This is a genomic window from Tessaracoccus terricola (assembly GCF_054776555.1).
Genome location: NZ_BAAHBS010000004.1, coordinates 832,214 through 854,559 on the forward strand (window position 1 = coordinate 832,214; position 22,346 = coordinate 854,559).

Sequence of the window (22,346 nt, forward strand, 5' to 3'; positions counted from 1 at the left end):
AGCAGGAGCACACGAGAAGAGGGCCGCCGGGGATTCCCGGCGGCCCTCCTCGTTGTCCTGGGTCAACTGCGCACGCTCACCTCCAGCGGGAGGCTCTGGGTGCTGCCGGCGTGGTTGCTGAACTCCACCAGGTAGGTGTGGGTGCCCGCGGTGCGGCCGGTGAGAGGGATTCTCACCTGCTGGGCCCTCGGCGAGGCCGCGGTGAGGTCACCCGAGGCCACCGCCGTGCCGTCCTCCAACAGGCGCCAGGCGGTGGCGTTGGTGCCCCACCACAGGTCCGCCGTCAGGGTGTAGTTCCCGTCGCCGTCCCAGTTGTCGCTGGAGAGCACGGGGCGTGCCGGCGCGGCATCGGTCACCTCGACGGTGATCGGGGCCGGTGCGACACCGCCCTGGGAGTTGATGACCTCCGCGGTGAAGGTGTGGCTGCCGTTGGGCAGCCCGCTGATCGGGACCACCACCTGCTGGGCGGCGGGTGAGCCCGGCACCAGGTCCTCGGAGTGGAGCAGTTCACCGTCCCGGTACAGCTTCACCCGCGACGCGTTGGTGCCCCACCACAGGTTCCAGCGCAGTTCGAAGTTGCCGTCAGCCAGTCCGTGGGCCCAGCCGCTGGTGTGTGACAACACGCCCGGCGCGGGTGCCTCCGTCTCGTCGTCCACGGGCGGGGCCTCCTGCGAGGCGCACTCATCGGCCTGCTCCGGGGTGGGGGAGAACCGCACCCAGTTGAACGTGGCGTCGATGTCCGGAGCGGCGGTGGCGCCGCGGTAGGCCATGGGGCCGACGGAGGTGGCTCCCAACGCGTCCACCGCGACGGGCCGCCCGAGCGTGGCGAACGTCACGCCGTCGGTGGAGAGGGACGCGGTGATCCACTCGCCGTTGCTGGTCAGCCGCAGCCAGACCGTGCCGCCCATGTTCTCAGGTGGGAAGAGGGTGTCCTCCCAGGTCCACGAGTCGAACCGGTCGACGCCGTTGTTGCGCCAGATCAGGTCGAAGCGCTCCCCGCCGTTGGCGTAGCCCCAGGTGGCGCGCAGGGTGTTGGCGTCGTCGCGCCGCAGCAGCAGGCCGGCCTGCTGGTAGCGCTCCTCGGGGGCGTAGGAGAGTTCGGTGGTGACCTCCCAGGGGCCGTCGTGCAGGGGTTGCTGGGGGAGCGTGGCGTCGGCGGTGGAAACCGGTGGCGAGCTCATCACCAGGTTGCCGTCCTCGAGCCGGAGGCGGCCGTCGGCGGGTCGCAGCACGCTCCACTGCTCGCCGAGGGTGTCGCCGTCGAACTCGTCGGAACCGGGAGCGTTGCACTCGGCGTACAGCGGGTCGGAGGGATTGGTGTTGACCGGGTCGCGCCAGCCGTCGGGGTCCAGCACGGCGTGGGCGATGGTGGTGCCGCTGCGGCCACCCATCTCGAAGATCATGTGCGTCTTCCCCTCGTGGGTGATCACCTGCGGGGAGCTGGAGCGGCCGTCCTCGGGCGGGTTGGGGCTGGGGATGTAGAGCGGCATGGGCTCGCCCACGCTGCGCAGGTCCGGGCCCAGCTCCTTTGCGAAGATGTTGCCGACGCTGGAGCCGTAGAGGACGTAGTACTTGCCGTTCCATTCCCACAGGTCCGCGGCGGCGACGTTGGTGCCCTCGGCGTCGCCGGGTTCCACCACCCAACCGGGCTGGGGCTCCCAGTCGATCCCGTCGTTGGAGTAGGCCAGGCCGATGCGGCGCACGTTCGAGGTGTCGTTGACCATGAAGAACATGGCCTTCGACCAGCCGTTGTCCGGGTACGGGTTGTCGAAGACGCGGTTGTAGGAGGTTTCGGTGGCGTTGCGGCCGAACTGGGCGGTGGTCATCACCACGCCGCCGTACGTGAACGCCAGGCCGTCTTCGGAGGCGGCGTACCGGTCGGTGCTGTTCTCGCCGTGGAAGTACATGAACACCTCACCGGCCTCCTCGTTCCACACCACGTCGGGTGCGGAGACGTGGCTGACGTCGTAGTGGGGGTCCCACTTGTTCTCGACGATGGGGTTGCCCTCGAACTGGGTCCAGGGCCCGTCCAGCGAGTCGGCGTACATCAGGTTGATGCCGCCAGGGGCGTCGTGGGGTGCGTAGTAGACGTACCACTGGCCCAGCGGGTCCTCGAGGTACTCGGCGGCGTGGAACACCGACGGGAAGATGAACTCGTCGTTCGGGTTCCAGGTCTCGTCGGTGGTCCTGTCCACGATGGGGCCCAGGTTGGTGAACACGGGGAGCTCGTCGGCGCCGTCGGCGTCGGCATGGACAGCGGTGAAGCCTGCGATGACCAACGCCACTGAGCCTGCGAGCGCCGTTGTTCGTCGTCGGATGGACATCGTTGTTCTCCTTCCGGCACCAGCGTCGGTGCCGTCATCGGATCGGATCGAGACCGGGTGTCTCACGCGTGATGTTACGTATAATCACCGACGAGGGCCGCATGATAATGCGGAAGATTTGGAAGGGGTGGACAGATGGCACCGAAGTCGGGCCGCGTCACGCAGAAGACCATCGCCGAATTGGCGGGCGTGAGCCAGGCCGTGGTCTCGCTCGTGCTCACCGGCAGGACGGACAGCACCACCCGGATCTCCGAGGAGACGCGCTCGCGCGTGCTCGACGTGATCCGGTCCACCGGATACTCCGCGGACCCGGTGGCGCGGGTGATGGCGGGCAAGGCCAACAACCTGTTCGGGGTGTTCACCTACGAGTCCGCGTTCCCCACGGACGCCAGCGACTTCTACGCGCCGCTGCTGCGGGGAGTCGAGGCCGCGGCGGAGGACCTCGGCGTGGACCTGCTGCTGTTCACCAGCGCCCGCTCGGAAGGCGGTCGCCGCCGGCTGTTGCAGGAGAGCGCCCGCCTGCGGATGGCCGACGGTTGCGTGCTGCTGGGGCGGGAGATGGACAACGATGAGCTGTCCCGCCTCGTCGAGTCCGGCTACCGGTTCGTGGCCGTCGGCCGGCGTGACGGTGACGAGCGCGTCCCCTACGTGGGCGCCGACTACGCCACTGCGGTGGGGGAGCTGGTGGCGCGGGCCCACGCGCTGGGGCACCGGCGGTTCGCCTACGTGCGCCTCGACTACCGCGCGGAGTCCACGACGGACAGGCTGCGGGGTTTCACGCAAGCACTGGCCGGCATGGGATCGGCGCCCGAGGTGGCGACGCGGCCCGCCACCGGATTAGCGGCGCTGTGGCCCCGCCTGCGGGATTCTGCGGCGAGCGTGGTGTTCGTGGAGGACCCCGCCGACGCCGTTGCGCTGGATGCCGTGGCTGGGCGCGACGGCCGCGACGGGCTCTCGGTGGTGGCGTTGGGGGAGGTGGCCGGGGGAGCGGCGAGTGGGGTGGCCCACCTGGTGGCTCCGCGCAGCGACCTGGGGGCGCGGGCCGTGAGACTGCTCGCGGAGCTCCTCGCCGGCCACCCGGGGCCGCCGCCGGAGCACAGGCTGTTGCTGCCGTGCGACGTCGTGGGCGGTGGGTCTCTCAGGCCAGCGCCGCAGTGACCGCCGCCTCGACGTGGATCCGGGTGCTGGGGAAGATCGGGACCGGGCTGTCGTCCGCCCCGATCAGGTACTCGATCTCCGTGCAGCCCAGGATGATGCCCTCCGCGCCCTCTGCCGCCAAGCGCTCGATCACAGCCCGGTAGGCGGCCCGGGACTCCTCGGTGATGATGCCCTTGACCAGTTCCTCGAAGATGATCCGGTGGACCAGTTGCCGGTCCTCGGGCCTCGGCACCAGGGGTTCCACGCCGTTCGCGTGGAGCCGGTCCCGGTAGAAGTCCTGCTCCATCGTGTAGGCGGTCCCCAGCAGACCCGCCCGGGAGACGCCCTGCGCCAACAAGGCGTCGGCGGTGGCATCGACGATGTGGAGCACCGGGATGGAGACCGCGTCCTCGACGGGCCCGATCACCTTGTGCATGGTGTTGGCGCACACCAGCAGCAGTTCGGCTCCCGCGGACTCCAGCGCTCGGGCCCGCTCGGCCAGCAAGGCACCGGCGTCGTCCCACCGGTCGGAGGTCTGCATCGCCTCAATCTCCGCGAAGTCGACGGAGTCCAGCAGGATCCGTGCCGAGTGCAGTCCGCCGAGGCGCTCGGCCACCAGTTCGTTAGCGAGCCGGTAGTAGCCGGTGGTCGACTGCCAGCTCATCCCGCCCAGCATCCCGATGACGCGCATCCGATGTCTCCTCCTCAGTCCTCGGCCGCCTCCAGCCAGGCTTCCTCGAGTTCGTCCTTGCGGGCCTCCGCAGCGCGCAGGTCGGCGTCCAGGGAGCCCAGCAATTCGTAGTCGGTGGCCGCCGCGGCCATGGCGGTGTGGATCTTCTCGATCTCGGTCTCCACCTTGGCCAGTTGCGACTCGAGCCGGCTGAGTTCCTTCTTGCGCTGCCGGTCCTCCGCGGCACCGGAGCGCTTCTTCGGAGCGGCGGCCTGGTCCTCGGCTGCCGCGTTGGCCTCGGCGATGCGACGGCGGGCCAGGTACTCGTCGACGCCGCCCGGCAGCAGGACGCAGGAGCCGTCGCCGAGCAGGGCGTAGCTGACGTCGGTGACGCGCTCCAGGAAGTAGCGGTCGTGGCTGACGACGATGAGGGTGCCGGGCCAGGTGTCGAGGTAGTCCTCGATGACGTTGAGGGTGTCGATGTCCAGGTCGTTGGTTGGCTCGTCGAGGATCAGCACGTTGGGTTCCTCGAGGAGGATCCGCAGGAACTGCAGGCGGCGGCGTTCACCGCCCGAGAGTTCGCCGATCCGGGTGACGAGCTTGTCGCCGGTGAAGCCGAACTCCTCCAGCAGGTTGCTGGCGCTGGCGTCACGGCCGGTGGCGAGCTTGGTCTCCTGCTTGAGGCGGTTGACCGAGGCCAGCACGGTGTCGGAGTCGTCCAGTTCGCCGACGGCCTGCGAGAGGTAGCCGACGCGCAGCGTCTTGCCGCGCTTGATCTTGCCGCCGTCGGTCTCGCGGGTGCCCACGAGCAGTTCGAGCAGGGAGGTCTTGCCGGCGCCGTTGACACCCACCAGACCGATCCGGTCACCCGGGCCGATGGACCAGGTGAGGTGGTCCAGCAGCGTGCGGTCGCCGGCGCGGTAGACCACGTTCGTCAGGTCGAAGACGTCCTTGCCGAGGCGGCTGATGGCGAACCTCTCCAGGCTCAGCTTGTCGCGCGGGGGCGGGACGTCGCCGATGAGTTGTTCCGCGGCGTCGATGCGGAACTTCGGCTTCGAGGTGCGGGCGGGTGCTCCGCGCCGCAGCCAGGCGAGTTCCTTGCGCGCAAGGTTCTTGCGGCGGGCCTCGTTGGCGGCGGCCTGCCGCTGCCGTTCCACCCGGGCCAGCACGTGGGCCGCGTAGCCGCCGTCGTAGGCGTCGACCACCCCGTCGTGCACCTCCCAGATGTGGTTGCACACGGCGTCGAGGAACCAGCGGTCGTGGCTGACCACCAGCATCGCGAGCCCGGCCCTGGTGCGTTCGGCCAGGTACTCGGCGAGGAAGGCGACGGCCTCGACGTCGAGGTGGTTGGTGGGCTCGTCCAGCACGATCAGGTCGTGGTGGCCCATCAGCACCTCGGCGAGCCCGACGCGGCGACGTTCGCCACCGGAGAGGGTCTCGATGGGACGGTCCAGTTCGATCCCGGCCAGCAGGGTGTGGACCAGCACTCGGCGCTGCGGCACGGCCGCCCAGACGTGGTCGGGGGCGTCGTCGAGGAGCACCTTGCGCACGGTCTCCCCGGGTAGGCCGACGTGCTGCTGGCCGAGCACCCCGATGGAGACCGAGTTGGAGATTGTGACGCGGCCCTCGTCCGGCTCGAGTTGCCCGGTGAGGATCCGCAGGAGGGTGGACTTGCCGTCGCCGTTGCGGCCGACGACGCCGATCACCTCACCGGCCGAGATGCCCAGCGAGACCCCGTCGAGCAGGGTGCGGGTGCCGAAGCCGTGGGTGACGGATTCCAGGTTTACGAGGTTCGCCACTGATCGGTCAGCGGCCGCGCATGGCCTGGCGGGCGCCCTTGGTGTTGAGGGGGCCCTTCGGGATGGGCAGCTTCGGGCGCATCGCGTCGAGCGCGCGCAGTCGGGCCTGCACCTCGACGACCTTGGCCGGGCTGAGCTGCTTGGGGAGCTTCTTGATGTGGTCCACGAGCTTGTCCAGCGGCACCTGGCCGCCGCCCTTGCCCATCTGGATCACCTGGACCACGACGCCGTAGGAGACCTGCTCGTGCTTGCGCTTCTCGCTGGCGAGCTGGGCCTTGAGGGCCTTCGCGTCGCCCTCGCCGATCAGCAGCAGCCCACCCGGCCCGATGGCGCGGTGGATGACGTCGACGGAGTTGCGGTTGCGGGTGGCGGTGATCACCGGGGTGTAGGACCACTTCTTCGGCAGCATCTGCAGGGCCACCTCCGCGGATCCGGCCTGGCCCTCGTAGCGCTTGTACGCGGCATTCTTGGCGCGGCGCACGAAGATCAGCATGGCCACCAGCAGGCCAGCCATCAGACCGGTGATCAGCCACATCCACCACGGCGGCACGAACAGGCCGATGACGATGAAGACGACGGCGGTGCCCAGCCCGGCGCCCAGCAGGATCCAGGGCAGCGGCTTGTCGTGCTGCGCGGTGACCTTGTAGGACTCACGGATCTGGCGGAGCTGCCCCCAGTCCGCCGGGTCGGTGGAGTTCTTCTTGCGCAGCTTCTCGGCCTTGGCCTCGGCCTTCTGCCGGGCCGCCAGTTCCTTGGCCTTCTCGCTTGCCATCAGTTCTCCCAAATACTCTTCTCGTTGCGGGCACCCATCGCCGTCCGGTACAGGCGGCCGGCTCGGTAGGACGAGCGGACGAGGGGACCGGACAGCACGCCAGAGTATCCGATATCGGTGGCCTCCTGCTCGAGCTCCTCGAACTCCTCGGGCCGCACCCAGCGATCGATGGGGTGCAGCGTGGCGTTGGGACGCAGGTACTGCGTGATCGTGATCAGTTCGGTGCCGGCGTCGTAGAGGTCCTGCAAGGCCTGGGAGATCTCCTCGCGGGTCTCACCCATGCCGAGGATCAGGTTGGACTTGGTGACCAGGCCCTCGTCACGGGACCACTGCAGCACCTCGAGCGAGCGGTCGTAGCGGAAGCCCGGCCGGATCCGCTTGAAGATCCGCGGGACGGTCTCGACGTTGTGGGCGAACACCTCCGGGCGGGCGTCGAACAACTGCTGCAGCAGCTCACGCTTGCCGGAGAAGTCGGGGGCCAGCATCTCGACCCCGACGCCGGGGTTCACCGAGTGGATCTGGCGGATGGTCTCCGCGTACAACCAGGCACCCTCGTCGGGGAGGTCGTCGCGGCACACACCGGTGACGGTGGCGTAGCGCAGCCCCATCTGCTTCACGGAGCGGGCGACGCGCATCGGCTCGGCCGGGTCGTAGCCCTCCGGCTTGGCGGAGGTGATCTGGCAGAAGTCGCAGCGGCGGGTGCACTGGTCACCGCCGATCAGGAACGTGGACTCCCGGTCCTCCCAGCACTCGTAGATGTTGGGGCAGCCCGCCTCCACGCAAACGGTGTTGAGGTTCTCGTCGCTGACGATCTGCTGGAGGTCCTTGTAGTTGGGCCCCATCTTGGCGGTGGTGCGGATCCACGCCGGTTTGCGCTCGATCGGGGTCTCCGCATTCTTCGCTTCGACACGGAGCAGACGACGGCCATCCGGTTTCACAGTCACGCCTGCCACCCTACCCTGCCGAATCAGTGGCGAGGCCGGGCGCCAGCTCGCCGAGCAGGTGCTCGGTCAGCAGCGGCTCCAGGTCGGCCGCCACCCCGGCCACGGTCCACTCGCCGGGCGCCTCCTCCGCCAGCGACGTCACCCCGGCGTCGGCGATCCCACAGGGGATGATGTTGGCGAAGTGCTTGGTACTGGGCTGCACGTTCAGCGCGAAGCCGTGCATCGTCGTGCGCCGGGCCACCCGGACCCCGATCGCGCAGATCTTGCGCTCGGGACGGTCGCCGTCGGGGTCGAACCAGACCCCGGTGCGGCCCTCCACCCGCCGCGGGGACAGCCCGTAGCCGCGGAGGAGCTCGATGACGGCCGCCTCGAGGCGCCGCACGTGGTCCACGACGCCGATGCCGTCGGCGAGGTGGACGATGGGGTAGCCGACGAGCTGCCCCGGGCCGTGGTAGGTGATCTTGCCGCCCCGGTCCACGTCGACGACGGGGGTGCCGTCGAAGGGCCGCTCCTGCGGCTCGGTGCGGCGACCGGCGGTGTAGACGGGCAGGTGCTCGTTGAGGATGACGTGCCCCGGCCGAAGGTCGGCCGCCACGGCCGCGTGCACCTCGCGTTGGTAGTCCCACACCTGTTGGTACTCGGTGAAGGTCGGCTGCTCGCCCAGGCCCAGGTACTCGTAGGTCAACGTCACATTGCCATCGTAGTCCCGTCCCCCTGGCCGTCGGATTGGTGCTCGGGTCCGGCGAGGGGCAAGGATGCAGCCATGGACAAGGGGTTGTTGTACGGGGGAGGTGCCTACTTCCTGTGGGCGCTGTTCCCGCTGTACTTCAAGCTGCTCCAGGAGTCCCCGGCGCTGGAGATCATCGGGTACCGCGTGGTGTGCTCGCTGCTGTTCTGCGTGCTGTTGCTGGCGCTCGCCAGGCAGTGGGGTGAGGTGCGGGAGGTCCTCGCCAACCGACGTGCCACCCTGATGCTGGCGGTGGCCGGCGTGCTGGTGACCGCGAACTGGACCTTCTACGTCGTGGGGGTGAACTCGGGCCGCACGCTCGACGCGGCCCTGGGGTACTTCATCAACCCGCTGGTCGCCGCAGTGCTGGGCGTGGTGGTCCTGGGGGAGCGCCTGACCCGCGTGCAGTGGGGGGCCTTCGCGGTGGGCGCCGTCGCGTGCGTGGTGCTGGTGCTCGGCTACGGCCAGGTGCCCTGGATCGCGTTCGGCGTCGCGTCCACCTTCGGCGTCTACGGCCTGATCAAGAAGCGTGTGGGGGCCAAGGTGCCTGCGCTGGTCGGCCTCGGCGTCGAGACCGCCGCGGTCACCCCTGTGATGCTGGGCTACCTGGTGTGGCTGGGGGCAGCGGGCGCCGCGACGGCCGACCCGGGCACCGGCTACGGCTGGCTGATGTACCTGTCCGGCCCAATCACCGCGGTACCGCTGTTGCTGTTCGCCGCCGGAGCCAAGCGGCTGCGGCTGGTGACGATGGGGATGATCCAGTACATCGCCCCGATCGGGCAGTTCCTGCTGGGCTGGCTCGTCTTCGGGGAACCCATGCCCGCCGAGCGGTGGGTGGGGTTCGCCCTCGTCTGGGTGGCCCTGGTGATGTTCGTGGCCAGCGCCGTGTCCAGGACGGGACGCGAAGGGCGGCAGCCGGAGTGATCCGACTGCCGCCCCTCGGGTCTGGCTGAGTGGCTCAGAGGCCGAACTCGCTGCCGAAGTCGCCCTCCTCCAGCCGAGCCTTGATGCTCGAGAGGAAGCGCCCAGCGTCCGCACCGTCGATCAGGCGGTGGTCGTAGGTCAGCGAGAGGTACATCATGTCGCGGATGGCGATGGTCTGGCCGCCGAACTTGTCCACCACCACCACGGGGCGCTTCACCAGCGCACCGGTGCCGAGGATCGCTGCCTCGGGCAGGTTGATGATCGGGGTGTCGAACAGCGTTCCGGTGGAACCGTAGTTGGTGATGGTGAAGGTGCCGCCCGAGATCTCGTCCGGGCCGACCTTCCCGTCACGGGTCCGCTTGGCGAGGTCGCCGATCTTCTTGGCCAGGCCGGTCAGGTTCAGGTCCCCGGCGTCCTTGATCACCGGCACCATCAGGCCGCGCTCGGTGTCCACCGCGAGGCCGATGTTCTCGACGTCGTGGTAGGTGACGGTGCCCTCGTCCGTGTCGATGGTGGCGTTGAACGTCGGGAACTGCTTGAGGCCCTCGACGACGGCGGCCGTGATGAACGGCAGGTAGGACAGGGAGGCGCCCTCGCGCTTCTTGAAGTCCTCCTTCACCTGCGCGCGGATGCGGCTGATCGAGGTGAGGTCCACCTCGACGGTGGCGGTGAGCTGGGCGGAGCCCTGCAGCGACGCGGTCATGCGGCTGGAGATCACCTTGCGCATGCGGCTCAGCTTCTCCGTCTTCCCGCGCTTGGCGGTGTCGACGGGGGCTGCGGCCTTCGCCGCCGGGGCGGCGGGGGCCTGCTGCGCCGCAGGTGCGGCCGCGGGTGCCGGAGCCTGCTTGGCGGCCTCGGCGGCGGCCAGCACGTCCTGCTTGCGGATCCGGCCACCGACGCCCGTGCCGGTGAGTCCGGCCAGGTCCACGTCGTGCTCCTTGGCCAGCTTGCGCACCAGCGGGGTCACGTAGGTGGCATCGCCCTCGGCCTCGGCGGCGCGGCGGGCGACGGCCGCCTTGACTGCCTCGGACTGCTCGGGCTTGGCGGCGGGCTTCGGCTCGGGAGCGGCCTCCGGCTCGGGCTCCGGCTCCGGCTCGGGCTCCGGCTCCGGCTCGGGCTCCGGCTCGGGCTCGGGCTCCGGCTCGGGGTCCGGTGCGCTCTCCTGCTCTGCGGCGGCGGCCTCACCGACGACGGCGAGGACGTCACCCACCTGGGCCACGTCGTCCTCGTTGAAGCGCACCTCCAACAGGGTGCCGGCGACGGGGGAGGGGATCTCGGTGTCGACCTTGTCCGTGGAGACCTCGAGCAACGGCTCGTCCACCTCGACGGTGTCGCCCACCTCCTTGAGCCAGCGGGAGATGGTGCCCTCGGTGACCGACTCGCCCAGCGCGGGCAGCGTCACCTCGGTGGACTCGCCGGAGGCCGCGGGTGCGGCTGCCTGCTGGGCTGGCTCCTCGGCCGGCTCCTCGGCCGGTGCCTCGGCCGGTGCCTCCTCGGCGGGGGCCTCTTCTGCCGGGGCCTCGGCGGCGGCGTCGTCGGAACCGGAGTCCGAGGAACCCGCCTCGTCGGCGTCCCCGACGACGGCCAGGACGTCACCCACCTGGGCCACGTCGTCCTCCTCGAACCGGATCTCCAGCAGCACCCCGGCGACGGGGGAGGGGATCTCGGTGTCAACCTTGTCCGTGGAGACCTCGAGCAACGGTTCGTCGACCTCGACCGTGTCCCCAACGGCCTTCAGCCAGCGGGAGATGGTGCCTTCGGTGACGGACTCGCCCAGGGCCGGCAGGCTTACTTCGGTGGACATGGGTATGTGGCTCCTTCGGTGAGCTTTTTTCTGACGTTCGGTTCCTAGACTAGCCCGCCTCAGCCGTGCATGTGCAGCGCGGCCCCGGCCAGTTGGAGGTTGGCCTCGGCGAGGGCTTCCCCGAGGGTGGGATGGGGGTGGACGACGTCGCGGACGTCGTCGGGGGTGGCCTGCCAGTTGACCAACAGGGCCCCCTCGGTGATGAGTTCGGCCACGTCGTCGCCGATTGCGTGCACGCCCAGGATCTCGCCGCCCCGGCGGCGGATGATCCTGACCAGCCCGGGCTCCTTCTCGCCGGGTGCGCGCAGGATCAGGGCCCGGCCGTTGCCGCGGAGGTGGAAGTCGGCGGTCTCCACCTCGCCGAGGGCGCTCGCCTGTTCCGTGGTCAGCCCGACCGAGGCCAGTTGCGGCGAGGAATAGGTGATGCGGGCGATGTTTCGGTCCTCGGGGAGGCGGGGCCGGTCCGGGAACCTGCCCTCCAGTTGCGCGATGCGTTCGGCCACGAACATGCCGTGCGCGTAGCCGCGGTGCGCCAACTGGGGGCCCTTGACCAGGTCTCCCACGGCGAACACCCCGCGCTGCGAGGTGCCCAGGAACTCGTCGACGGCCACGTGGGCGCCGTCCAGCCGCAGCCCGGCGTCCTCCAGCGCAGCGGTGTTCGGGCGACGCCCCACCGCCACCAGCACCAGCTCGGCGGGCACCCTCTGGCCGCCGGCGGTCACCTCCACCCCGCCGTCCACGACCTGCACCCCCTCCACCGGAGTCCCGACGCGGACGTCGACCCCGCGCCGCCCCAGCTGGCGGGCGAGGACGCCGCTCAGGTCCGGCTCCTCCGTCGGGAGCAGCCGCGGGAGGGCCTCCACGAGGGTGACCTCCACCCCCAGGTCGTTCCACAGCGACGCGAACTCCACCCCGATCACGCCGCCGCCGATCACGACGGCGGAGCGCGGCAGCGACTCCAGGCGAAGGGCGTGCTCGCTGGTGATGACGCGCTCCCCGTCGACTGGCAGGTCCATGGTGACCGGCTCGGCACCAGTGGCCACCACGACGTTGCGGGCGCGCAGCACGGAGCCGTCCAGGTCGATGCCCGGCCCCTGCTCGTCCACCACGAGGCGGCCGGACCCGGCCACCACCTCGACCTTGCGGGAGCGGAGCAGTCCCTCGAGTCCCTTGTGCAGCCCGCCGACCACCTGGTCCGCGTAGCCGCGCACCCGCGCTGCGTCGACGTCGCCGCCCGTGGCGTCGATGCCGAAGCTCGGGGCCGCCGCGACGGTGCGCCGCACCTCGGCAGCGTGCAGCCAGGCCTTGGTGGGGATGCAGCCGCGGTGGAGACAGGTGCCGCCCACCGGCCCGGAGTCCACGATCACCACCCGCAGGCCCAGTTGGGCCGCCCGCAGTGCGGTGGCGTAACCGGCGGAGCCGGCTCCGAGGATGGCGACGTCCTGGCGTTCGGTCATGCCCCCAGTCTGGCAGGTTGTGTGACTGACCCCATCTCGTATTACGCTGCGCGTGCAATGACCTTTGCGTGAACCAACTCTTACGTGAACCAACTGGAGCTGATTGTCTTGAAGAGCTTTGTCAGGAAGTCGGGTGTGCTGGCTGCGGCCACGGCCCTGGCGGCATCGCTGGCCTTCGTCGGTGCGACGAGCGTGGCCAGCGCCGCCCCGGTGGTGGCGGAACTCTCCGCCAACGAGGTGCTGCCGGGCGGCACCGTCACCATGACGGTCACCGAGTGCCCGGTCGGTTCGGAACTCGAGATCTTCGACGGCACGGAGGAAGGGCAGAGCGTCCTCGTCGAGGAGGGCACCATCCCGCTGACCGTCGAGATCAGCCACGACACCTTCATCTCCGCGGACGCGACCCTCTACGGTGGCGGCGACGTCACCGTCGGCGTGAACTGCAACACCCCGGAGGGTTCCGAGGAGCCGCCGTCGCAGGCGCTGCTCGACCTCTACGTCTTCGGCCGGTGGATCGAGGCGGATCCCTCTTCCTTCTTCGCCGGTGACCCCGTGACCATCACGGCCGGGGACTTCCCGGTGGGCACCCAGGTGAACCTCGAGCTGTACCCCGAGGGCGGCGACGAGCTGATCTTCACCGCCCCGCTCGGCAACGCCGGGGAGGACCGCAGCGCCAGCGGCGTGGTCACGTTCCCCGAGGACCTCGAGTGCGGCACCTACTCCCTCGACGTCGTCGGCGGCGACCTGTTCGTGCCGGCCGAGCTCTACATCTGCGGCGAGCCGGACCCGACCCCCACCCCGACCCCGTCGCCCACGCCGAGCACCTCGCCGACCGTGGACCCGTCGCCCACCCCGACCCCCACTCCGACGCCGACGCCGACCACGGCGCCGACAGCCACCGCCGCTCCCACCGCCACCCAGCCCACCCGGCCGGGACTGCCGAGCACCGGCAACTGATCCGAGCGGGCATACTGGCTGCGTGGGTTGGTTCAGACGACGCAAGCTCCAGGCGCAGGCCGATCGGGAATCTCGCGAGGTTCCCGACGGCCTGCGCGAGCATTTGTCCCAGTTCGTGAGGAGTCGCCGCGGGGTTGAGGCTTGGCTGGAACAGCCCACCAGCTTCAACAAACCGTCCATCCTGCTGGTGGCGGCCGACGGCGAGTCCACGCGGCGTGCCGTCCCGTCGGTCGACTACGGCTACGAGTTCGCCGCGGACCACGACATCCCCGCCTATGACGCCGGGGTGGTGCCGTACCCGCAGCGCATGCGCGACTACGGCGCGGACAAGCGCCGCGCCGCCCGCCGCATCGTCTACTGAGCAGCCAACTGCGTGGCCAGGGCCACCAGCGTGCGCACCGCCACTCCCGTGCCGCCCTTCGGGGTGAACCCGTGGGGGGCGTCCTCGTTGTAGGCCGGACCCGCGATGTCGAGGTGGGCCCAGGTCACGCCCTCGGGCACGAACCGCTGCAGGAACGCGGCCGCGTGCAGCGCGCCGCCCCAGCGGTTCTTGCCGCCGGAGCGGAAGTCGGCGATGTCGGACTTCAGCGCGTCCCGCACGTCGTCGGTGATGGGCAGCTGCCAGAACTCCTCGCCGGCTGCCTCCGCGGCGTCGAGGACCCGGTCGGCGGTCTCGTCGTCGGAGGCCATCAGGCCCGCGATGCGCATCCCGAGGGCCACCATGCACGCTCCCGTGAGGGTGGCGACGTCGAGGATCATGTCCGGGTCGTCGAGCGCGGACCTTCCGATGGCGTCGGCCATCACTAGGCGGCCCTCCGCGTCGGTGTTGTAGTTCTCCACCGTCTGGCCGTCGAACATCGTCAGCACGTCACCGGAGCGGTAGGAGGAACCGGAGGGCATGTTCTCGGCCATCGCCGCGTAGGCGGTGACCTTGATCTTGATGCCCAGGGCGGCGATCGCCCTGAGCGCGGTGATCACGGCCGCCGCGCCGGACATGTCGGACTTCATCCCCGCCATCCCCCCGGCGGGCTTGATGTCCAGGCCGCCCGAGTCGAACGTGATGCCCTTGCCCACCAACGCGAGGTGGAACTTCGCCCCGCGCGGGGCGTACTGCATCCGGACCAGCCGCGGCTTGCGGTCGGACCCGCCGCCCACCGCGAGGATGCCGCCGTAGCCGCCCTTCTCCAGCGCCTTGTCGTCCAGCACCTCGACACTCACCCGCTCCTCCTTCAGGCAGGCCCGGGCCTGCTCGGCGAAGGTCTCGGGGTAGAGGACGTTCGGGGGCAGGTTGATCCAGTCGCGCGCCTGGTAGACGGACTCGGACACCACGGCTGCAGTGGTGAGTGCCTGCTTCAGGGGCGACGAGGGGGTGGCGACGATGCTGATGAGCCCCACCTTCGCAGTCTCGGACTTCCCGCTGACCCGGGTGACGGCGTATGCGCCGAGGGTGGCACCCTCGGCCGCTGCCTGCACGAGTTCGGGATCTGCGAGTTCCAGGGACACGGCCACGGAGAATCGCTCCGCGTCCGGCAGGCCCGCGACGGCGCGCAGCGCGGCACCGGTGGCGCGCCGCAGCCGGTCCGGGGTGACGTCGACGTCACCGAGGCCGACGACGACGATCCGACGCGGCGCCGGGGGCAGGGCCACGGTGCTGCCGAGCTTGGTGGAGCCGCCGAGGGCCAGTGCGAGGTCCAGCAGCTTGTCCGACTGGGCCTTTCGGGCGGCCTTCTCGAGTTCGGGTGTGGCACCCACCAGCGCGGGCTTGCCGGAGACGTCGGCGAGGCCGAGCACGACGACGTCGGCGGATGCCTCGATGTTGGCGGACAGTTTCAGGTCAGGCATGGTTCGAGTCACGTCCGTAAGCCTACTCACACTGGCTCGGGGCGAGGAGGAAGGGTAGCCTTGCTCGACGTGATGAAGCGTCTTGGCCTGTGGGCCTTCGTGGTGGCCGGTCTCGCGCTCGTGGCGTGGGGAGTGGTCACCGTCGTGGCTCCGTCCGCGAGTTGCCGCGGCGTCGAGATGCAGCCGGGGGACACCTGCTCGTACTACGCGCGAGACGACATCAACACCGAGCGGTTGCAGACCTACGAGCAGCGCATCGAGGCGGCCCGGGAGCAGGGGCCGACGGTGATCGTAGTCGGTGCCCTGGCGGCCGCGTTCGGCGTGTTCGTGGCGCTGCGCCCGGCACCGGGGGAGAAGGTCGAGGAGGCTCAGGCCTCCAGCGACATCGGCCCGTAGACGAGCCGGTCCTCCTCGTACAGGCTGACGTCGGCCACCCCGCGCCCCTGCAGGTCGGCGTGGAACAGCCCCAGCCACTCCTCGGCGCGGGCCTGGTCCTCGAAGCTGGGCAGCAGGCCACCGGCGGCCAACTCCGCGGCGTCGTAGTTGCCGGAGACGGGCTCCCAGCGGTAACTCACTCGAAGCCGCCGCGGGGGATGACCGGGGTGGGGCGTCGGAAGCGACGGATCATCAGGGCCCGGTTGAACATGTACATCAGCAGCCCGCGCTTGGGGGTTCCCGGGAGCCGCTCGTCGAGGATCTTCTTGAAGCTGCGCCACATGAAGAACGTGTTGATCACCGCGGCGCCCATCAGGACCCACAGGCCCAGTGCGATGGAGGAGCTCAGGGCCAGGTTGTTGGTGGTCAGCATCACCGCGGCCATGATCAGGATCATCGCCGGCAGCATGAACTCGTTGATGGTCCAGCGCGAGTCCACGAAGTTGCGCAGCAGCACCCGCTCGGGGGAACGCTCCTGCCTGTCGAAGGCCTCCGCCTGTGCCTCGGCCCGGGCGGCCCGGTCCTTCTTGCGCTGCTCCTTCGGCGTCAGGGTGGGGTGGAGGCGCTCCATGCGCTCGGCCTCCGCCTGCTTGCGGGTGCGCGTGGGGGCGGACTTCTTCTGCGGCTGCCTGGAGACGACGATCTTCTCGGAACCGGTCCCGGCCTCGTCCGGAGCCGCCTCGGCCGCCTGCTGGGGCTCCTGCTTCTGCTCGGTCTTCGGGGTCAGCGAGACCCGGTCCAGCCGCTTGGTGCTGGAAGTCTTTTCGGTGCGCTCGTAAGGGCGGAACAGTCCCACGTTGAATTTCCTCCGGTCCGTGAAGGGCACAGTCTAGTTGACGCGAACCCGGGTCGAATCAGGGTTGCACCCCTCGCGGGTGCGCGGTGCAGCGGGTAGCGTTGGGCCCACACCGCTCTGGAAGGAAAACTGTGGCAGGCATCTTTGAACGAATCGCCTTGATGTTCAAGACCAAGACGAACAAGGTACTTGACAAGTACGAGGACCCGAGGGAGACCTTGGACTACTCCTACCAGCGCCAGCTCGACCTGCTGCAGAACGTGCGCCGCGGCGTCGCGGACGTGGCCACCAGCCGCAAGCGCGTCGAGCTGCAGGCGCAGAAGATGAACCAGGAGGTCGACAAGCTCACGATGCAGGCCCAGCGCGCGCTGGAGGCCAACCGTGAGGACCTCGCCCGTGAGGCCCTGACCCGCAAGAGTGGGCTCCAGTCCCAGCTGGCGGACCTGCAGACGCAGCACGCGGCGCTCCAGGGCGAGGAGGAGAAGCTCGTCCGCGCCAGCTCCCGACTCCAGGCGAAGGTGGACGCGTTCCGCACGCGCAAGGAGACCATCAAGGCCACCTACTCCGCGGCCGAGGCCCAGACCCGAATCAACGAGGCCTTCACCGGGATCTCGGAGGAGATGGGCGACGTCGGCCTCGCCATCCAGCGCGCCGAGGACAAGACCCTGCAGCTGCAGGCCCGCGCCTCCGCCGTCGACGAGCTGCTCGCCTCCGGTGCCCTCGAGGACCCCACCGGCAGCACCCGCGACGACATCACCCGCGAGCTCGACGCGCTCGCCTCCGACGCCACGGTCGAGGACGAGCTCGCAGCCATGAAGGCGCAGCTCACGGGCGGCCCCGAGGCCCGTGCCCAGATCGACGCCCCCTCGTCGCAGGCGACGCCCGCCCGCGCACCGGAGGCGCAGGCGCAGCAGCCGCAGGCGGGACCGGCGGAGGGCCAGGCATGATCGTCAGGATCCTGGGTCGCGGCCAGTGGGTGATGGAGCCGGAGCAGCTGATCGCCCTCAACGAGATCGACGAGGCAGTGGAGAAGGCGGTCGCCGACGGTGACGCCGAGGCCCTGAAGACCGCCCTGGAGGAGCTGGTGGCCGGGGTGCATGCCAACGGGGTGGAGGTGCCGGACGAAGTGCTCGCCGAGTCGGACCTGGTGCTTCCCGACGTGGACTCCACCGTCGAGGAGGTCCGGGCGCTGCTCGACAGCCAGTCCGAGTACTACGGGCTGATCCCCGACGCTGAGAACTTCGAGGGGGAGGCAGACCTCGTGCGTGCCGAGGGCGTGGAGCCCGGCGCAGCCGAGGAGGAGCCCACCCCTTGAGAGTCCTCGTGGCCTCGGACGCGATGGCGGGCCTCAGCCCGCGGGCAGCGTCCGAGACGATCGGTACCGCATTCGCCGAGCAGGGCGCACAGGTCGCCGTCATTCCCATCGGGAGTGGCGGCGACGCCCTTGCCGACGCGCTGTCCACCATGGATCCGGACGGGGAACTGCAGGCCCCCGGCAGCATCGGGGAGGCGCTGGAGTCGATGGCCGCGGGGAAGGGGACTCTCTACCTCGACCTCACGGCCCTCGATCCGCCCACCGCGGCCGAGCTGGTCTCGGCCGCACCGCCGGAGGTGGTCGCCGCCGCGACCGAGCGGCTGGCGGGACGACAGTTCGTCGGGGTCGTGCCCGCGGACCTGGAGGACTCGCCGTTGACGGGTCTGTCCGGTGCCGTCGCCGAACTCGGCCGCAGGCGTGGCGCCGAACTGGCCGAGACCATCGCCGACGACGGCCGGGCCGAGGCCTGGGCGGCCGCGCTCGGCGTGGACCCGGGCACCCGCGGCGCCGGTGCGCTGGGCGGGGTCGGGGCTGTGGTGATCGCCGCCGGCGGCAGCGTCTCGTCCGGGCTTGAACTGTGCCTCGACGGCCACGGCGCGAGCGGCGTCATGGCCCGGGCCGACGTGGTGGTCACGGGGGCCGCGCAGCTCGACTTCCACGCCGTCGGGGGACCGGTGGTGAAGCGGTTGGCGCAGCTGGCCGAGGAGGCGCTGCGGCCCATCGTGGTGGTCGCGGGCCGCACGTTCGTGTCCGCCCGTGAGCTCAGGCTCGCCGGGATCGAGGCCGCCTACGCGGTACTGCCCGGAGCGGGGGACGAGGTCCCGACGCGGGAGCAACTGGCGGGGACCGCGGCGAAGGTGGCAGCCACCTGGCGCTGGTGAGACCCCGAGACCCAGGGTTGCGTTTCCGATTGTGGGCGTACACTGTGGGTCGTACCAGCTTCAACCACCCTTCCGGGAGCAACCGTGACAGACACCCAGACCGCCACCTCCGGCATCGTCCTCACCGACGTCGCCGTCACCAAGATCCGTTCACTCCTCGAGGGTGAGGGCCGCGACGACCTGAGCCTGCGCATCGCCGTGCAGCCCGGTGGCTGCTCCGGACTGCGCTACCAGCTGTACTTCGACGACCGCTCCCTCGACGGCGACGTGGAGAAGGACTACGACGGCGTCAAGGTGGTCACGGACAAGATGAGCGCCCCCTACCTGGGCGGCGCGAGCATCGACTTCGTCGACACGATCGAGAAGCAGGGCTTCACCATCGACAACCCCAACGCAGTCGGTTCCTGCGCTTGTGGGGACTCCTTCCACTGAGCAGTCCCCGGAACACGAACACAGTCGTGTCCAACAATGCCACCCCGCCCGGCGCAACGGTGCCTCGGGGTGGCTTTTGCGTTAGTGTGTGCTCAGTAGTGGCAAGCAGATGGGAAGACAACCTGTGACTGGGAAACTTGGGCGTGCCAGGGGCCGCTCCGGACGACTCGTGAGACGAGCGACGGCCCTCGGCGGTGTCGGGGCGCTGGGGCTGCTGGCGGGATGCTCCGGGCAGGCGGCACGTTTCGGCCTTCCGGAGGCAGCATCGGCTCAGGCGCCGACCATGGCGAACCTCTGGGTCGGTGCATGGATCGCTTCGTTGATCATCGGAGGCCTCGTGTGGGGCCTGATCGGTTGGTCCGTGATCCGTTACCGGCACAAGGAGGGAGTGAACTCCGCGCCGCGCCAGACGAAGTACCACCTGCCGCTCGAGCTGCTCTACACGCTCGTGCCGTTCCTGATCGTCGGTGTCCTGTTCTTCTACACGGTGCGCGCCGACGACGCGATGAAGGCCCAGTCCCCGAACCCGGACGTCGTGATCGACGTCATCGGCCAGAAGTGGTCCTGGACCTTCAACTACAACGAGGCGGACAACCCCGCGATCGCCACGGACGCCCACGAGGTGGGCACCCTGGAGAAGATCCCGGACCTGTACCTCCCCCTGAACAAGACGGTCCGGATCAACCTGAACTCCCCGGACGTCATCCACTCCTTCTGGGTCCCGTCGTTCTACTACAAGCTCGACGTCGTCCCGGGGCACCCCAACTCGATGGACGTGACGCCCACGAAGCTTGGCGTCTTCGACGGCAAGTGCGCTGAGCTGTGCGGTACCTACCACTCGCTCATGCTCTTCGAGGTCCACATCGTGACCGAGGAGGAGTACAACGAATACGTGAAGGAACTGGCGGCCAACGGCAACGCCGGCGTCGTGGAGCTTCCCACCAGCTCCGAGGACACCCTTCCCGAGTACGAGAACGAGGGAGAACATTGAGCAGCATCGCAGCCCGCGCAACCTCAGCTGAGGAGCGCCCCGCCCAGCGGGCGGCTGAGTCCACCCAGGGCGCGCGCATCATGAAGTACCTGACGACCACCGACCACAAGGTGATCGGCAACATGTACTTCCTCACGACGATGATCTTCTTCGCGTTCGGCGGCGTGCTCGCGCTCGCCATCCGCGCGGAACTCGCCAACCCCGGCATCCAGTTCCTGAACTACGAGACGTTCAACCAGTTCTTCACGATGCACGGCACGATCATGCTGCTGATGTTCGCGACCCCGATCTTCGCCGGCTTCGCGAACGCGATCCTGCCGCTGCAGCTCGGCGCGCCGGACGTCGCGTTCCCGCGCGTGAACGCCTTCGCGTACTGGCTGTACCTGTTCGGCTCCCTGATCGCCTGCAGCGGCTTCCTGAGCCCCGGTGGCGCCGCCAGCTTCGGCTGGTTCGCCTACGCACCGCTGTCCAACTCGGTGCACTCCCCGGGTGCCGGCGGTGACCTGTGGCTGGTCGGCCTCTACCTGCTCGGCCTCTCGTCGATCCTCGGTGGCGTGAACTTCATCACCACCATCATCTGCATGCGTGCACCCGGCATGACGATGTTCCGCATGCCGATCTTCAGCTGGAACATCCTGGTCACCTCGATCCTGGTCCTGATGGTGTTCCCCGTCTTCGGAGCGGCGCTGCTGGTCCTCGGGTCGGACAGAATCCTGGGCAGTCACGTGTTCGACGCAGCCAGCGGCGGACCGATCCTGTGGCAGCACCTGTTCTGGTTCTTCGGCCACCCCGAGGTCTACGTGATCGCCATCCCGTTCTTCGGGATCATCACCGAGGTCCTGTCCGTGTTCAGCCGCAAGCCGGTCTTCGGCTACTACGGCCTGGTCTTCGCGACGCTGGCCATCGGCACCCTGTCCGTCTCGGTCTGGGCGCACCACATGTTCGTCACCGGCGCGGTCAACCTGCCGTTCTTCTCGTTCATGACGTTCCTGATCGCCATCCCGACGGGTGTGAAGTTCTTCAACTGGATCGGAACCATGTGGCGCGGCGCGATCACGCTCACGTCCTCCATGCTGTTCGCGATCGGCTTCCTCACCACGTTCCTGTTCGGTGGCCTCACCGGTGTCATCCTCGCCAGCCCGACGCTGGACTTCCAGGTCTCCGACACCTACTTCGTCGTGGCGCACTTCCACTACACGGTGTTCGGAACCGTGGTGTTCGCCACCTTCGCCGGCTTCTACTACTGGTGGCCGAAGTTCACCGGCAAGCTGCTGAACGAGACCTGGGGCAAGGTGCACTTCTGGCTCCTGTTCTTCGGGTTCCACACCACGTTCCTGGTCCAGCACTGGCTGGGTGTCGAGGGCATGCAGCGACGGATCGCCGACTACGGCGCCTGGGAGGGCTTCACGCTCCTCAACCAGGTCTCCACCTTCGGCGCGTTCCTGCTCGGCGTCTCGATGCTGCCGTTCATGTGGAACGTGTGGATCACGCGCAAGTCCCCGAACGTCACCGTCAACGACCCGTGGGGTTGGGGCCGCTCCCTGGAGTGGGCCACCTCCTGCCCGCCGCCGCGACACAACTTCCACTCGCTGCCCCGCGTCCGTTCCATGCACCCGGCATTCGACCTGGCGCACCCGGAACTGGCCGAGGAGGACGAGGCCGAGTTCGCCGAGTTGCTCGGCCAGGGATCCGAAGACGATGAGGAGCTCGAGCTCCTCGGTGGAGGTAACCAGAAGTGAGAGCCGAGAAGTGGACATTCTGGTTCATCGCGATCTACTTCGCGATCGTCACCCCGATCTACTGGTTCATGGCCCGTGAGATCGCAGGCACCTTCGCCCTCGGGTTCACGGCACTCCTGGGCATCATCATCGGCACCTATCTGACGATCACCGCACGCACCTTCGATCCCCGCCCGGAGGACCGCAAGGACGCCGAGGTGGTCGAGGGGGCCGGCGAGTACGGCTTCTTCGCCCCGTCGAGCATCTGGCCCTTCTGGGCCGCGGTGACAGCCTCGCTGATCTTCATCGGCCCCGGCACGGGCCAGTGGTGGATCAGCCTGATCGGCATCGGTGTCGGCGTGTGGGCGCTCTCCGGTTGGCTGTTCCAGTTCTACCGCGGCGACTACAAGCACTGACCGGG

23 protein-coding genes are annotated in these 22,346 nt (G+C 69.3%); 12 read left to right on the forward strand and 11 right to left on the reverse strand.

Annotated elements, in window-relative coordinates; translation table 11 throughout:
* Window positions 1-62: 62 nt before the first annotated feature.
* Entirely contained in the window at window positions 63-2,324 is a 2,262-nt protein-coding gene (locus ACYU7G_RS09630) for a beta-xylosidase family glycoside hydrolase (RefSeq protein ID WP_461107160.1), read from the reverse strand.
* Window positions 2,325-2,459: 135 nt separating this feature from the next.
* Between ACYU7G_RS09630 and ACYU7G_RS09635 the strand changes: the two genes are divergently transcribed.
* The gene (locus tag ACYU7G_RS09635; RefSeq protein WP_461107162.1) at window positions 2,460-3,482 is read left to right on the forward strand and encodes a LacI family DNA-binding transcriptional regulator; all 1,023 of its coding nucleotides are present in this window, start codon (window positions 2,460-2,462) and stop codon (window positions 3,480-3,482) included.
* On the opposite strand, the gene ACYU7G_RS09640 is transcribed toward ACYU7G_RS09635, so the two are convergent.
* From ACYU7G_RS09640 to lipB, 5 genes are read right to left on the reverse strand one after another with little or no spacing between them, the layout of a single operon-like run.
* Complete coding sequence (locus ACYU7G_RS09640; RefSeq protein WP_461107164.1) at window positions 3,463-4,152, reverse strand: aspartate/glutamate racemase family protein; 690 nt, start codon at window positions 4,150-4,152, stop codon at window positions 3,463-3,465. The two genes, ACYU7G_RS09635 and ACYU7G_RS09640, sit on opposite strands and share 20 nt — an antisense overlap.
* Window positions 4,153-4,166: 14 nt before the next feature.
* Entirely contained in the window at window positions 4,167-5,930 is a 1,764-nt protein-coding gene (locus ACYU7G_RS09645) for an ABC-F family ATP-binding cassette domain-containing protein (protein ID WP_461107165.1), read from the reverse strand.
* 7 nt (window positions 5,931-5,937) lie between these two features.
* A complete protein-coding gene (locus ACYU7G_RS09650; RefSeq protein WP_461107299.1) occupies window positions 5,938-6,705 on the reverse strand; it encodes a DUF4191 domain-containing protein in 768 nt (255 codons plus the stop codon).
* Window positions 6,702-7,646 carry a lipoyl synthase gene (locus tag ACYU7G_RS09655; protein ID WP_461107167.1) on the reverse strand — a complete coding sequence of 315 codons (945 nt, stop codon included), beginning with the start codon at window positions 7,644-7,646 and terminating at the stop codon, window positions 6,702-6,704. Before ACYU7G_RS09655 ends, ACYU7G_RS09650 begins: the two co-directional genes overlap by 4 nt.
* Before the next feature lie 10 nt (window positions 7,647-7,656).
* Window positions 7,657-8,373: a lipoyl(octanoyl) transferase LipB gene (gene lipB / locus ACYU7G_RS09660; protein ID WP_461107301.1), complete on the reverse strand. Its 717-nt coding sequence runs from the start codon at window positions 8,371-8,373 to the stop codon at window positions 7,657-7,659.
* Between the two features lie 36 nt (window positions 8,374-8,409).
* Between lipB and rarD the strand changes: the two genes are divergently transcribed.
* Complete coding sequence (gene rarD, locus ACYU7G_RS09665; protein WP_461107303.1) at window positions 8,410-9,297, forward strand: EamA family transporter RarD; 888 nt, start codon at window positions 8,410-8,412, stop codon at window positions 9,295-9,297.
* A 34-nt stretch (window positions 9,298-9,331) separates the two neighbouring features.
* Here rarD and sucB read toward each other — a convergent pair whose 3' ends face one another.
* Both sucB and ACYU7G_RS09675 read right to left on the reverse strand, forming a co-directional pair.
* Window positions 9,332-11,101, reverse strand: a complete 1,770-nt coding sequence (gene sucB / locus ACYU7G_RS09670) for a 2-oxoglutarate dehydrogenase, E2 component, dihydrolipoamide succinyltransferase (protein WP_461107169.1) — start codon at window positions 11,099-11,101, stop codon at window positions 9,332-9,334.
* Between the two features lie 59 nt (window positions 11,102-11,160).
* Window positions 11,161-12,558 (reverse strand): dihydrolipoyl dehydrogenase, encoded by a 1,398-nt coding sequence (locus ACYU7G_RS09675; RefSeq protein WP_461107171.1) that lies wholly within the window; start codon window positions 12,556-12,558, stop codon window positions 11,161-11,163.
* A gap of 135 nt (window positions 12,559-12,693) precedes the next feature.
* Between ACYU7G_RS09675 and ACYU7G_RS09680 the strand changes: the two genes are divergently transcribed.
* On the forward strand, window positions 12,694-13,515 hold the full coding sequence (locus ACYU7G_RS09680) for a hypothetical protein (RefSeq protein ID WP_461107173.1): 822 nt from the start codon (window positions 12,694-12,696) through the stop codon (window positions 13,513-13,515).
* 22 nt (window positions 13,516-13,537) lie between these two features.
* Window positions 13,538-13,876 carry a hypothetical protein gene (locus tag ACYU7G_RS09685; RefSeq protein WP_461107175.1) on the forward strand — a complete coding sequence of 113 codons (339 nt, stop codon included), beginning with the start codon at window positions 13,538-13,540 and terminating at the stop codon, window positions 13,874-13,876.
* Here ACYU7G_RS09685 and ACYU7G_RS09690 read toward each other — a convergent pair.
* Window positions 13,870-15,357 carry a leucyl aminopeptidase gene (locus tag ACYU7G_RS09690; protein ID WP_461107305.1) on the reverse strand — a complete coding sequence of 496 codons (1,488 nt, stop codon included), beginning with the start codon at window positions 15,355-15,357 and terminating at the stop codon, window positions 13,870-13,872. The genes ACYU7G_RS09685 and ACYU7G_RS09690 overlap by 7 nt on opposite strands.
* A 69-nt stretch (window positions 15,358-15,426) precedes the next feature.
* On the opposite strand from ACYU7G_RS09690, the gene ACYU7G_RS09695 reads away from it, so the two are divergent.
* On the forward strand, window positions 15,427-15,753 hold the full coding sequence (locus ACYU7G_RS09695; protein ID WP_461107177.1) for a hypothetical protein: 327 nt from the start codon (window positions 15,427-15,429) through the stop codon (window positions 15,751-15,753).
* Here ACYU7G_RS09695 and ACYU7G_RS09700 read toward each other — a convergent pair.
* Entirely contained in the window at window positions 15,726-15,932 is a 207-nt protein-coding gene (locus ACYU7G_RS09700) for a hypothetical protein (RefSeq protein WP_461107179.1), read from the reverse strand. The two genes, ACYU7G_RS09695 and ACYU7G_RS09700, sit on opposite strands and share 28 nt — an antisense overlap.
* Complete coding sequence (locus ACYU7G_RS09705; RefSeq protein ID WP_461107181.1) at window positions 15,929-16,588, reverse strand: DUF3043 domain-containing protein; 660 nt, start codon at window positions 16,586-16,588, stop codon at window positions 15,929-15,931. The genes ACYU7G_RS09700 and ACYU7G_RS09705 overlap by 4 nt, the downstream gene beginning before the upstream one ends.
* A gap of 131 nt (window positions 16,589-16,719) precedes the next feature.
* Between ACYU7G_RS09705 and ACYU7G_RS09710 the strand changes: the two genes are divergently transcribed.
* The 7 genes from ACYU7G_RS09710 (at window position 16,720) to ACYU7G_RS09740 (ending at window position 22,341) form a co-directional block, all read left to right on the forward strand.
* On the forward strand, window positions 16,720-17,535 hold the full coding sequence (locus ACYU7G_RS09710) for a PspA/IM30 family protein (protein WP_461107183.1): 816 nt from the start codon (window positions 16,720-16,722) through the stop codon (window positions 17,533-17,535).
* Window positions 17,532-17,903 (forward strand): PspA-associated protein PspAA, encoded by a 372-nt coding sequence (gene pspAA / locus ACYU7G_RS09715; protein ID WP_461107185.1) that lies wholly within the window; start codon window positions 17,532-17,534, stop codon window positions 17,901-17,903. Before ACYU7G_RS09710 ends, pspAA begins: the two co-directional genes overlap by 4 nt.
* Window positions 17,900-18,784 carry a glycerate kinase gene (locus ACYU7G_RS09720; protein WP_461107187.1) on the forward strand — a complete coding sequence of 295 codons (885 nt, stop codon included), beginning with the start codon at window positions 17,900-17,902 and terminating at the stop codon, window positions 18,782-18,784. The genes pspAA and ACYU7G_RS09720 overlap by 4 nt, the downstream gene beginning before the upstream one ends.
* An 84-nt stretch (window positions 18,785-18,868) precedes the next feature.
* A complete protein-coding gene (locus ACYU7G_RS09725) occupies window positions 18,869-19,216 on the forward strand; it encodes a HesB/IscA family protein (RefSeq protein WP_461107189.1) in 348 nt (115 codons plus the stop codon).
* Window positions 19,217-19,325: 109 nt separating this feature from the next.
* Complete coding sequence (gene ctaC, locus ACYU7G_RS09730; RefSeq protein ID WP_461107191.1) at window positions 19,326-20,207, forward strand: aa3-type cytochrome oxidase subunit II; 882 nt, start codon at window positions 19,326-19,328, stop codon at window positions 20,205-20,207.
* Entirely contained in the window at window positions 20,204-21,946 is a 1,743-nt protein-coding gene (ctaD, locus tag ACYU7G_RS09735; protein ID WP_461107193.1) for an aa3-type cytochrome oxidase subunit I, read from the forward strand. The genes ctaC and ctaD overlap by 4 nt, the downstream gene beginning before the upstream one ends.
* On the forward strand, window positions 21,943-22,341 hold the full coding sequence (locus tag ACYU7G_RS09740) for a cytochrome c oxidase subunit 4 (RefSeq protein ID WP_461107195.1): 399 nt from the start codon (window positions 21,943-21,945) through the stop codon (window positions 22,339-22,341). The genes ctaD and ACYU7G_RS09740 overlap by 4 nt, the downstream gene beginning before the upstream one ends.
* Window positions 22,342-22,346: the final 5 nt, after the last annotated feature.

Coding starts and splice junctions, on each gene's coding strand:
- ACYU7G_RS09630 (WP_461107160.1), bottom strand. CDS start 2,324: ATGTCCATCCGACGACGAACAACGGCGCTCGCAGGCTCAGTGGCGTTG.
- ACYU7G_RS09635 (WP_461107162.1), top strand. CDS start 2,460: ATGGCACCGAAGTCGGGCCGCGTCACGCAGAAGACCATCGCCGAATTG.
- ACYU7G_RS09640 (WP_461107164.1), bottom strand. CDS start 4,152: ATGCGCGTCATCGGGATGCTGGGCGGGATGAGCTGGCAGTCGACCACC.
- rarD (WP_461107303.1), top strand. CDS start 8,410: ATGGACAAGGGGTTGTTGTACGGGGGAGGTGCCTACTTCCTGTGGGCG.
- sucB (WP_461107169.1), bottom strand. CDS start 11,101: ATGTCCACCGAAGTAAGCCTGCCGGCCCTGGGCGAGTCCGTCACCGAA.
- ACYU7G_RS09675 (WP_461107171.1), bottom strand. CDS start 12,558: ATGACCGAACGCCAGGACGTCGCCATCCTCGGAGCCGGCTCCGCCGGT.
- ACYU7G_RS09690 (WP_461107305.1), bottom strand. CDS start 15,357: ATGCCTGACCTGAAACTGTCCGCCAACATCGAGGCATCCGCCGACGTC.
- pspAA (WP_461107185.1), top strand. CDS start 17,532: ATGATCGTCAGGATCCTGGGTCGCGGCCAGTGGGTGATGGAGCCGGAG.
- ctaC (WP_461107191.1), top strand. CDS start 19,326: ATGGGAAGACAACCTGTGACTGGGAAACTTGGGCGTGCCAGGGGCCGC.